The sequence below is a fragment of the Mesoterricola sp. MK458 genome (assembly GCF_055384935.1).
In genome coordinates this window covers 1293097-1304072 of record NZ_AP045075.1, presented here as the reverse complement: position 1 = coordinate 1304072, position 10976 = coordinate 1293097, and the positions used below count along the sequence as shown (strand labels likewise).

The window sequence follows — 10976 nt, the reverse complement described above, 5'->3', positions numbered from 1 at the left end:
TATAAAAATGTTACAGTATTCCCAACCCCCACGAGCCCCAATTATGGGAGATCCCTTGATCCCTGCCGCCACCGAACTGATCTGGATGGGCGTCCATGCCCTTGACGCCGCGGACGTGCCGGCGGATCCCGTCCCCGGCGGCGTGGTGATGTTCGCCCGCAACCTCGACCCGGACCCCGTCCTCGGCCCGGCCCGCTGCCATGCGCTCATCCGCGGTCTGCAGGCGCGCTGGGGCGGCGAGGCGCCCCTGGCCATGGCCATCGACCAGGAGGGTGGGCCCGTGTCGCGGCTCCGGTGCTGGGTGGGGGAGACGCCCTCGTTCCGCGCCATCTGGACGACGTCCGGGACCGCAGGGGCCCAGGCCTGGGGCGAAATCTGGGGCGAGGGCCTCGCCCTCCTGGGCTTCAACGTGGACTTCGCGCCCCTGGTCGACCTCCACGACGGCATCCCGGGCACGGGCCTGGGGGACCGCCGCGCCTCGCCGGATCCCGCCGAGGCCGCCCGGGCCGCCGGGGCCTTCCTCCTGGGGCTGGAGTCCCGGGGCGTCAAGGGCTGCCTCAAGCACTTCCCGGGCCTGGGGGGCACGAGGGTGGACAGCCACCGCGCCCTGCCCGAACTGACGGACAGGGACGCCGTCCTGCGCGCCCTGGAGCCCTTCCGCGCCCTGGCGCGCCCCGACCGCCTCGCCATGGTGGGCCACGTGCGCACGCCCTGGAGCGGGAACCTGCCCGCGAGCCTGTACCGGGGCCACGTGGCCGGCAACCCCTGGGGCATCCCGGGAGCCTGGGTCACGGACGACATGGAAATGGGCGGGGTGAGCGGCTTCCCCTGGCCCGAACGAATCCGCCTGGCCGTGGAGGCCGGCCACCTGGGCCTGCTGGTGTGCCAGACGCCGGAGGCCCTGGAGGCCACGGTGGCGGCCCTGCGCGGGCTTCCCCGCGGCCCCGTGGAGGCCCTGGCGCAGGCGGGCCGCGCCTACCGGCGCACCCTCGCCAGGCCCCGGGCGACTCCCTTCGACCAGCCCGCCTGGGACGCCTGGGTGGCCCGCGTGCGGCAGGCCTCCGTCTGAAGAAAGGCGCAAGCGATGGGTTTCAGCCTCACCGACTACGTGATCGTGATCGTATACCTCCTGGGGGTGACCGCCGCGGGCATCCTCATCTCGGGACGCCAGCGCTCCTCCCGGGACTACTTCCTGGGCGGCAAGGAGATGTCCTGGTGGTCCGTGGGCTTCTCCATCGTCGCGAGCGAGACGAGCACCCTGACCTTCATCAGCATCCCCGGCCTGGCCTTCAAGGGGAACATGCACTTCCTGCAGCTGGTGGCGGGCTACTTCATCGGCCGGCTCATCGTGAGCGCGGTGTTCATCCCGGCCTACTACCGCGGCGACCTGGAGACGGCCTACGACTTCCTGGGCAGGCGCTTCGGCCTGCCGCTGCGCAAGTTCACCTCCAGCGTGTTCATCGTGACCCGCGTGCTGGCCTCTGGGGTGCGGCTCTTCGCCACGGCCATCCCGGTGCACCTGATCACCGGGCTGGACTACCCCGCCAGCATCCTGCTCATCGGGGGCTTCACCCTCCTCTACACGTACCTGGGCGGCCTGAAGGCGGTGGTGGCCATGGACGTGGTGCAGCTCTTCATCTACCTGGGCGGGGCGGTGGCGGCCATGGTGCTGATCCTGCACCGCCTCCCCCATGGCTGGGCGGACGTGGCCTCCTTCGCCACCGCCCACGGCCAGGACAAGTTCGCCTTCCTCAACACCGCCACCGGGGGCTCCCTGGGGGGCTTCCTGGCCGCGCCCTACACCCTCCTGGGCGGGGTGCTGGGGGGCACCTTCCTGACCATGGCCTCCCACGGCACCGACCAGCTCCTGGTGCAGCGCCTCCTGGGCTGCCGCACCCGCCGCGACTCCCAGAAGGCCCTGATGCTGGACGCGACGTTCATCCTCCTCCAGTTCGGCTTCTTCCTGGTGCTGGGCCTGTGCCTCTACGCCTTCTACGGCGGCGTCACCTTCCAGCAGCTGGGCCTGGCCACCTCCGACGAGGTCTTCCCCAAGTTCATCGTGGAGAACCTGCCCACGGGCGTGGCGGGCCTCGTGGTGGCCGGCGTCCTGGCCTCGGCCATGGGCACCCTTTCGTCCTCCATCAGCTCCCTGGCCTCGGCCACGTACCTGGACCTCTTCCAGCTCACGCCCCTGGCGCGGGGCCTGGACGCCCGGGGCGAGGTGCGCTGGTCGCGGATCTTCACCCTATTGTGGGGCGTGCTCCTCATCGGCGGCGCCATGCTCTTCACCGACACCCGGAACCCCGTGGTGGAACTGGGCCTCAAGATCGCCTCGGTCACCTACGGCGGGCTCCTGGGGACCTTCTTCCTGGGCCTGTTCTTCCCCAGGACGAACCAGGCCGACGCCCTCGCCGGGTTCGTGTGCGGGCTGCTGGCCATGGTGGCCGTGCTGGCCTTCACGCGGATCGACTACACCTGGCACACGCTCATCGGGTGCGCGGTGACGATCCTGGCGGGGAACGCCTGCAGGGTGGCGAGGGGATGGTTCACGGCCGCCTCGGGCCACGCGGCCGGATCTTCGCGCAACGCTTGAGGCGATGCGGGCCTAAGCGTCGAGTCCATCAGGAATAACGACGAACAGGTCCTCCCGGTGCCTGGCATGAGGGAGAAGGCCGCGCCGCACCTCTTCAATCCGGGGAAAATAATCGCGTTGAATGCGGATCGTGTCTCCGGGTCCTCCATCCATGGGCGGGGGGATTGCCCCGGACCACGCGAACGACACATCCAAGGAATTCTTGATTTCTTCATCGTGGAAATGGGTAATGGCCTCGCACAGGTTGGAGGAGAGGGAGGAAGCGGGGCTGGTCTTCGCGGTGCTCACCAGCTGATCGAGCGTATCCTCTTCGATTGCCCGAACCAGATCCTTCAACCCGCTCCGGAGGTTCAACACGGTGCGCCGAGCAAAGGGGGCGTTCACCTCATCGGGAATCAGGGCCGATCCGGCATCGACGGCGTCAATGGGACAGACCACCTTCAGGACGAAACTGCCAGCCTCCGTATGCCTGAATCGGGCCGCGTTCACAAGTTGCGTGGCCTCTGAAAGGGCCAGTCGGGGGTGGTGGCACCTCGGCCGAAGTACGGAACACGCTGACGCCATCAGCGATTTCTGTGCTGCTTCCAGGGCTGTGGAAGCGAACGGCAAGGGGAGGCTGGCCGAAAAATCCTGATCGGCGTACAGCCGAAACCGGATCGCGTCCGACCGGAGGTCTCCCAGATTGGAAAAAATGACTTCCATTGGAACGGATGAGATTTCGGCCAGTTTCTCAAGAGCCAGGGAGACGGACTCGGCGTAGTCGGGAGCAGCGAGGTCCATGGGGAACATCAGCTGTCGCCCCTTGAAGTGTGGATGGTAGAGCACGTACAGACGTTCGCGCAAAGCCTCGGGAACCATGATCCAACCACGGCCTTTCAGGTAATCCCGGAGGTCGGTGGGGGAAATGTTCTTGGTGATGCTCATCGGGCCTCCCAGGATGGGATGTCTCGCCGAGCAACTCGCGTCATTATTCCTGAAAGACCCGCTGGAGAGAAAACCTGCGCCTTGGGAAGCTTGATCGTAACGCTGGATGTGTTGGGGGTTTCCGGTGCGCCGCGCAGGCTGACCCAATAGGCGCATTTCCGCAAAGCCAACTCCTCGGCGGAGTGTTTGAGCCACTCCTGGGGTTCCTTGGGAAGGAAAAGGACCACCAGAATCCTCGGCGTCGCCTTGGTCTCACTGCATAGGTCCCTGTATCTTTCGATCCCTTTCAAGGAATAGCTGAGGCAAGAACCGTCTTCCAAAGGCTCGGCGACGGTGGCCTTCAACTGAATGTTCAGCGAAACCTCGGTGAGGTAGGATTCGTTCGGGAAGGGCCCCCAGGCGGTCAACAGGGCGTCGATGCCCGCGCCGTCTTCGTGCCGATTGCCATCCCGGCACGACATCCCGGCCTTCGAGGCCACCGCGTGAAGGTAGGCGTAGCTGAGTTCCGATTCGATGTTGGGTGGGGAGAGAGATGGCAATGCAGTTCCTTTCGCACCGCTTGAAGGGAAGATCATCCCACCATCCTCCGGGCAATTCACTCGAATCCCGGCGAAATAGCTATGGTCCAGGCATTCCGCCGGGAGGGCGAAGAGAGCCGACTATTCGAAGCTCCCTGACGAAGGGGTGACCCTTCGCGTGAATTCCGACGGAGCGTGCCGCTGGTTCCGATTCCCATCCAGTTGGAGGGGGCGGCAAGGCCGCCCCCTCCAACTGAAATGCCTTTTGGATCAGAACCAGAACTTCACGCCGAACTGGGTGCGGCGCGGAAGCATGTAGGTCTGGGCAAAACCGAAGGCGCCGCCGTTGGCGCTCTGGTTGTAGGAGGTGACCGTCTGGCGGTTGAAGACGTTGAACAGGTCCACGGTGGCAGAGAGGCCCATTTTCTTTTGCTGCCAGAAGGTCTGGGTGTAGCTGAGGTCCATCTGGTAGTGGGAGGGGTTCACGCGGGAACCGGCGGGTTCGGCGTAGCGGGCGGTGTCGCTCGTGCTGGAGGATCCGGTCGCCCTGATGAGGGTCTCGTAGACCTTGTAGTCGGTCCTCTGCCAGTGCTGCCCGGTCTGGTAGACGGCGTAGACGCCGAGTTTGCCGTTCCAGGAGAAGTTGTAGCTGCCATAGAGCTTGACTTTGTGGCGCTGGTCGCCGGCGAGGTTGCCGTACTTGTTGTCCCAGATCTGGGTGCCGGCGCTGTCGGCGATGTTTGAAGAGCCAACGAAGACGTTGGAGTCGTTGGCGGAGCCATTGGCCGAATTGTCCTGGTCGAAGTTGCCGTAGTAGTGGCTCCACGTGTACGAAAGGCTCGCGAAGAGGGGGCCCCGGGACCATTCCGTTTCGGAGGACACTTCATAGAACTTTGTGAAGGCGCCGTCGAGCATGGCGATGACGGCGGAAGTGTTGCCGTTCATGGGTCCACCGTTGGCCCCCAGGTTGCTGAGTTTCGTGGCGAGGTCGGGGATGTAGAGGGTGTGGGGGACGTCGGAGGGGGCGTTGTAGACGACCCGGGAGTTGTTGGGGGTGTCTTCCCAGAAATTGACGCTCTTGCGGTAGCGGGCGTAGAGGCGGGACGTGAGGCCGTGGCCGAAGTCCCGGGTGGTGCCGACCATGAACTCGTCGGTGTGGCGGGGCTTGAGTCCGTCCTGGTAGAGCTTGCCCTGGGAGACGGCGTCCGCGCCCTGGCCGATCATGTGGCCCGTGGAATCGAAATAGACATTGATGGAGCCGACGAGGTTCCTGGCCCAGGAGGACGCGCGAGGCAGGGAGGAAGTGGAGGGCACGTAGCGGGCGTAATTCGCGTAGATCGTGTCTTCCTTGTGGTAGTTCCAGGTCACGCCCAGGCGAGGCTGGAGCGTGTCGGCCCACTTGATCTCATGCTCGAGGTATTTCTCTCCAGGGGCCAGCGAATAGCCACCCGCAGTGGTTGAATCCGAGCGGATGCCCATGCCGTAGAGCTTGTCATTGCTGACCAGCACACCGACGTTGAAGGTGAATTTCTGCCACCGGATCTTGTCATTGACCTCGAAGTTCTGCGATTCGTATTCGGAATGGATCCGAGGGGCGTGGCCGAGGCCCTGCTGGTAGGGTGAGGCCACGTAGGCGTAGACCAGACCCACGCCGCTGACCGCGGTGGTGGGGATCTTCACCCCGGTGGGGTTGGTGGCGATGGAGCCCCAGCCGTTGGAAACCCGGTAGAGATCCTCCATCTCCTTCCAGTACTGGAAGCCGACATGGAGATCGTGGGTCACGGCGGAACCGTACGTGCCGTCCCAGGCCAGCTGGTAATTCTTGCGGAAGAAATTGTCGGTGTTGATGGAGGGGGCTACGCCGACGCTGCCGCCGCCGATGAACCCTGCCGCGGTCGCGGTGGGGCCCGTGCCGGGATACCCGTAACGGTTGATGAGGGCGATGAGGGTCGCGTTGGAACCTGCCGTGGCCACGGTGGGGAGCGTGAGATTGCCTTGGGTCTCCAGGTTGTTGATGTCGAGCACGACACTTCCGTCTAGGGCCGGCTTGGCGCTCGAGAAGGTGTTCGGATGGTCCTGGGTGTATAGGGCGAAGTTCGTGTACTTGAAGTTCAGGAAGTTGTTGGGCGTGAAGGACCAGGAGGCTTCGAGGGTGGTGATGTAGGTATTGGAATCACCTCCGTTGGCCACAGACGGCGGTGAGAAGGAGCCGATGCTGGTGTTGTTGTCAGTGTGCTCGGACCGGCGGTGGCTGACATGGAGTAGGAGGTTGCTGAGGGGAGAATAGGTGAGCTTGCCGAAGTACTCCGTGTGGTTGGTGCTGTATTCGGGCACCGGGCCGTAAAGGTTGGAACCGTTCTTGCGGGTGTCCTTGGGTCTGTAGAACGAGGCGAAGAAGAACAGGCGTTCCTTGACGATGGGGCCGCCCACGCTGGCGATGGCGTAGGTCGAATTGGTCTCGAAACTCTGGGTGCTGCCAAAGGGACGGCGGGCCACCAGATTCGCCGGCACCGCGATGAAGGAGAGTTCGCCGGCGTAGGTGTTGGTGCCGGACTTGCTGATGGTGTTCATGGTGAAGCCAGCGGACCGGTTGAAATCGGTGGCCGAGGCGCCGCCCTTGGTGACGGCGACCTGGTCGATGTCGTAGGAGGCGGTTCCCGATCCCAGGCCGATGGACCCATACATGGGCAGGTTGATGTTGACGCCGTCCATGAGGTGCACGTTGTCCTGGCCGCTGCCGCCCGCGTTGGGATCGCGGATGCCCTGGGAAGTCAGGGCGACGCCCGGGAGAAGTTTGAGGATGTCGCGGTAGCCCTGGCCGACCGGCATGGCGGCAAGCACGTCGGAACCGATGAAGGTCTTCAATTCGGCTGAGGAAGGATCCACCTGGCTGACCTGGCCCACCACTTCGACGACGGTGCCCTGCACGGCGGCTTCGTTCATCACGACGTTGATCGTGGTTGTCTGCTGCAGCGCCACGGAGACCTTGCGCTTCTCCGTGGCTCGGGCCGGATGGGTGAAGGTGAGGTTGTACTCGCCCGGAGGCAGGAACGGCAGCCGGTACTCGCCGTTTTCGCTGGTGACCACCCTGCGTCCCTGGGGCAGGACGTTGCCGGTGACATCCACGTGGATGCCGGCCAGGGCCTTCCCGTTCTTCGCGGTCACCTTGCCGAAGATGGTGCCCACCTGCTGGGCGGATGCCGGTAGCGCGACGATCACCATCGCAAAAGCACCAAGATGCCGAAGTCTCATCGGATTCTCCACGGCTGGGAGGGCAGCGTGCCCCCGGTTGATACAGGTTGGATTTTTTGGTGTGCTGACTTGGAGTATACATCTGCCGTTATTAACGGCTACTGCCTTTATCCCCTTTATCACCTTTCCGCCCCGCGCCCCGGGCGGACCCCCCGGATTGGGACCTCTCCGGGGCAGCCTTCGGCGCGGCACCCCGGCGCTGCCGCGCGACGCGAGGGGGCCCTCAGGGGACGATGCCGAACCTTCGGGCCAGGTCCTCCTCGTCCATGCGGGGGGCCTCAGCATCGGGGCGCCAGGCGTGGAGGGACCAGTAGCGGCTCGTGCCGGGGGTCAGGGCCTCGTCGGCCAGGATCCAGGCGCCGTTGGGCGCCCGCCCGAACGTGAACTCCGCATCCGCGAGGATGACCTCCCGGTCCGAGGCGTAGCGGTAGCCCCTCAGGAAGAGGGCCAGGCAGCGCTCCCGCAGGTGGTGCATGGTCCTGAAGCCGACCCGGTCGGCCATCTCGGACACGGGGATGATCCGGCGCCTTCCCTGGCCGTCCTCCAGGAAGGGGGCGAAGAGCGGGCTGGAGAGGCGGGCGCCCCTCCGGAGCCGGGCCGGGAGCCGGGTGCTGAAGACCCCGCCGTGGGCCACGTACTCCTCGTGGGCTGCGCCGGTGAGGCACCCGTGGACGGCGCACCGCACCTCGCAGGGCGGCACCCGCCGCAGCAGGGTGCTTCGCCCCGCAAGTTCCGGCCAGTAGGGCCGAAGGGCCCAGGGAAGGCCCTCGGCCGCCAGGGAGACCATGGCGTTGGGCACGATGTCCCGGGTGGCGCGGAACCAGAACCGGGCCAGGCGGGAAAGGAGCTTCAGGCGGTCCGCGGTCACCACCAGCACATGGTCCCCGAGGTCGAAGAGATCCCGGTCCCGCCCCGAACGCAGCAGGGGAAAGGGCCAATCTGGACGGGGTGGGCTGGACACGCTGCGGGACTCCCTTTCGCCACGGAAACGTCCATGGGGGCGGATGGGGGACCGACGGGACCCCGGATCGCGCCAGGCAATCAATGCAAGCCCCATGCCATCCCCTTGAGGGAGCGGGGATTGACTATACTGTCGGGATCCCGGGAGGCCCGATGGCGAGCAGGAAGGGGCGCCAGCCGCTCAAGACGGCCCTCGCGGAGCGGGTCAAGGAACTCACCTGCCTGTTCGGCCTTTCCCGCCTCGCCCAGCGGCCGGACCTGTCCCTGCCCCAACTGCTGCAGGGGGTCGCCGATCTCGTGCCCCCGGCCTGGCAGTTTCCGGAAAGCACCTCCTGCCGCGTCACCCTGGACGGGGATGCCTTCGTGAGCGCGGGGTTCCAGGAGAGTCCCCTGGGCCAGCGCGTGGACCTGGTGATCCGGGGAGAGGCGCGGGGCGGCCTCGAGGTGTTCTGCCGGGAGCCCGGCCAGTCCCCGCCGTTCCTGGACGAGGAGTGGACCCTCCTGGAAGGCCTGGGGCACGAGGTGGCCCAGGCCATCGAACGGCGCCGGCTGGAGCAGGACCGCGAGCACCTGCTGGAGCAGGTCCGCCACATGGACCGGCTGGCCACGGTCGGCCAGTTCGCCTCGGGCCTCGCCCATGAACTGAACGAGCCCCTGTGCAGCATCCTGGGCCTGGCGCAGCTGGCGGCGAAGGACCCCGGGCTTTCCTCCCAGGCCCAGGCGGACCTGCGCAAGATCGTCTCGGCCTCCCTGCACGCGCGGGAGGTCATCAGGGGGTTCCTGGCCCTGGCCCGCTGCGGGAAGCCCCAGCGGACGCCGATTCCCGTCAACGGGCTCGTGACGGAGGCCGTGGACCTGTTCCGGGTCCGCTGCGCCCGGGAGAAGATCGCCGTCCGGCTCCACATGGCCTCCGGCCTCCCGCGGATCCTGGCGGTGCCCGCCCAGATGCGCCAGGTCCTGGCGAACCTCATCGTCAATGGCATCCAGGCCATGCCCGAGGGGGGCACGCTGCGCCTGCGGACCCACGGGGCGAAGGGGACCGTGCGGTTCTCGGTGTCGGACACCGGGATTGGCATGGATGATGCGACGATCCGGAACATCTTCACCCCGTTCTTCACCACCAAGGACGCCGGGGAAGGCACGGGACTCGGACTGGGGATCGTGCAGGACATCATCGCGTCCCACGGGGGCAAGCTCCGCGTGGAAAGCCGGCCGGGCCTGGGCTCCCGCTTCACCGTGGAACTGCCGGCGAACGAGGGGGATCTGCAGCATGGCCAAGCGTGAACCGGCGCCCTACATCCTGATCGTCGACGATACCCCCGACACGCTGGAGGTCCTCCGCCGCAACCTCATGTCCCGGGGCTACCAGGTGCTGGCGGCCCCGGACGCGGCCTCCGCCCTGGCCCTCCTGGCGGCCAGGCCCATCGACCTGGTGATCACGGACTTCCGGATGCCGGGCCCCTCGGGCCTCGATCTGGTCCGGCACGTGCGGGAGAACTGCCCGGGCGTCGAGGTGCTGATGATCACCGGCTATCCCTCCATCCAGGGCGCGGTGGAGGCCCTGCGCCACGGCGCCGAGGACTACCTGGCCAAGCCCTTCACGGACGAGGAGCTCCTGGCCGCCGTGCGGCGCGCCCTGGGAAAGCTCAAGCGCCAGCGCCTGCTCCAGGAGGATTCCCCCCTGGCCGCCCAGGTCATGAAGGGTTTCATCGGGCGATCCGACGCCATGCGCACGGTGTTCGAGCAGATCGCCAAGGTCGCCTCCGCCAGCGCCACGGTGCTCATCACGGGCGACAGCGGCACCGGCAAGGAGCTGGTGGCCAGGGCCATCCACTACGGCGGGACGCGGGCCTCCTCGCCTTTCGTCCCCGTGAACTGCGGGGGCATCCCCGAATCGCTGCTGGAAAGCGAGCTCTTCGGCCATGCGAAGGGGGCCTTCACGGGGGCCTCCAGCGCCAAGGCGGGGTTCTTCCAGGCCGCGGAGGGCGGGACGATCTTCCTGGACGAGGTGGGCGAGATGAGCCTCGCCATGCAGGTGAAGCTGCTCCGCGTGCTCCAGGAGAAGGAAGTGGCCATGGTGGGCACCACCCGGGCCCGGAAGGTGGACGTGCGGGTCATCGCCGCCACCAACAAGGACCTGCAGGCCCTGGTGCGCAAGGGCGCCTTCCGGGAGGACCTGTTCTTCCGCCTCAACGTCATCGCCCTGCGCATCCCGCCCCTGCGGGAGCGCGGGGACGACGTCATCCTCATCGCAAGGCATTTCGCCCGGAAATACGCCGCGGAGGCCGGCCGCCCCGTTCCCGCCTTCTCCGACGGCGCCCTCGGGACCCTGCGCGACTACGCCTGGCCCGGCAACGTGCGCGAACTGGAGAACGTCATCCACCGGCTCATCGTCCTGAGCGAAGGCGACCGCATCGAGGCGTCGGACCTCCCCGACCTCATGCGGTTCTCGGCCCTGCGGGGCGGGGGCGCCCCGGTCTCGCTGGCCGAGGTGGAAGCCGGCCACATCCGCAAGGTGCTGGAGCTCGCCGGCGGGAACCGGACGCGGGCGGCGGAGATGCTGGGCATCGACCGCAAGACCCTGCGGGAGAAGGTCAGGCGCTACCGCCTGGAAGCCCCCGCGGAGAGCTGAACCCGTCCGGGGAGATTCCCCCAGGTGGGGCGTTTCTCCCCGGGCGGCGCCCCGGCCCGTTCCCGGAAGGGGCCGCCATCCCCAGGGAATGGGCCCT

8 protein-coding genes are annotated in these 10976 nt (G+C 66.8%); 4 read left to right on the top strand and 4 right to left on the bottom strand.

Going from position 1 to position 10976, the window contains the following annotated elements; translation table 11 throughout:
* The first annotated feature begins 55 nt into the window (after positions 1-55).
* Together ACZ5LB_RS05590 and ACZ5LB_RS05585 are read left to right on the top strand one after the other, a co-directional pair.
* On the top strand, positions 56-1069 hold the full coding sequence (locus ACZ5LB_RS05590; RefSeq protein ID WP_464605179.1) for a glycoside hydrolase family 3 N-terminal domain-containing protein: 1014 nt from the start codon (positions 56-58) through the stop codon (positions 1067-1069).
* Positions 1070-1084: 15 nt separating this feature from the next.
* Positions 1085-2593, top strand: a complete 1509-nt coding sequence (locus ACZ5LB_RS05585; protein ID WP_464605178.1) for a sodium:solute symporter — start codon at positions 1085-1087, stop codon at positions 2591-2593.
* Between the two features lie 12 nt (positions 2594-2605).
* Here ACZ5LB_RS05585 and ACZ5LB_RS05580 read toward each other — a convergent pair whose 3' ends face one another.
* The 4 genes from ACZ5LB_RS05580 to ACZ5LB_RS05565 all read right to left on the bottom strand — a co-directional run bounded on the left by ACZ5LB_RS05580 (position 2606) and on the right by ACZ5LB_RS05565 (position 8248).
* Positions 2606-3517, bottom strand: coding sequence for a hypothetical protein (locus tag ACZ5LB_RS05580; protein ID WP_464605177.1), 912 nt, complete (start codon positions 3515-3517; stop codon positions 2606-2608).
* Entirely contained in the window at positions 3514-4092 is a 579-nt protein-coding gene (locus ACZ5LB_RS05575) for a DUF4365 domain-containing protein (protein WP_464605176.1), read from the bottom strand. Before ACZ5LB_RS05575 ends, ACZ5LB_RS05580 begins: the two co-directional genes overlap by 4 nt.
* Positions 4093-4305: 213 nt before the next feature.
* Positions 4306-7257, bottom strand: a complete 2952-nt coding sequence (locus tag ACZ5LB_RS05570; protein WP_464605175.1) for a TonB-dependent receptor — start codon at positions 7255-7257, stop codon at positions 4306-4308.
* A 253-nt stretch (positions 7258-7510) separates the two neighbouring features.
* Positions 7511-8248, bottom strand: coding sequence for a phosphoribosylaminoimidazolesuccinocarboxamide synthase (locus tag ACZ5LB_RS05565; RefSeq protein ID WP_464605174.1), 738 nt, complete (start codon positions 8246-8248; stop codon positions 7511-7513).
* A gap of 152 nt (positions 8249-8400) precedes the next feature.
* On the opposite strand from ACZ5LB_RS05565, the gene ACZ5LB_RS05560 reads away from it, so the two are divergent.
* Positions 8401-9531, top strand: a complete 1131-nt coding sequence (locus tag ACZ5LB_RS05560; RefSeq protein ID WP_464605173.1) for a sensor histidine kinase — start codon at positions 8401-8403, stop codon at positions 9529-9531.
* Entirely contained in the window at positions 9518-10879 is a 1362-nt protein-coding gene (locus tag ACZ5LB_RS05555) for a sigma-54-dependent transcriptional regulator (RefSeq protein WP_464605172.1), read from the top strand. Before ACZ5LB_RS05560 ends, ACZ5LB_RS05555 begins: the two co-directional genes overlap by 14 nt.
* The last annotated feature ends 97 nt before the right edge of the window (positions 10880-10976 follow it).

Bases quoted from the DNA above. Each gene is read 5' to 3' on its own strand.
- ACZ5LB_RS05585 (WP_464605178.1), top strand. From the start codon at position 1,085: ATGGGTTTCAGCCTCACCGACTACGTGATCGTGATCGTATACCTCCTG.
- ACZ5LB_RS05580 (WP_464605177.1), bottom strand. From the start codon at position 3,517: ATGAGCATCACCAAGAACATTTCCCCCACCGACCTCCGGGATTACCTG.
- ACZ5LB_RS05575 (WP_464605176.1), bottom strand. From the start codon at position 4,092: ATGATCTTCCCTTCAAGCGGTGCGAAAGGAACTGCATTGCCATCTCTC.
- ACZ5LB_RS05570 (WP_464605175.1), bottom strand. From the start codon at position 7,257: ATGGTGATCGTCGCGCTACCGGCATCCGCCCAGCAGGTGGGCACCATC.
- ACZ5LB_RS05560 (WP_464605173.1), top strand. From the start codon at position 8,401: ATGGCGAGCAGGAAGGGGCGCCAGCCGCTCAAGACGGCCCTCGCGGAG.
- ACZ5LB_RS05555 (WP_464605172.1), top strand. From the start codon at position 9,518: ATGGCCAAGCGTGAACCGGCGCCCTACATCCTGATCGTCGACGATACC.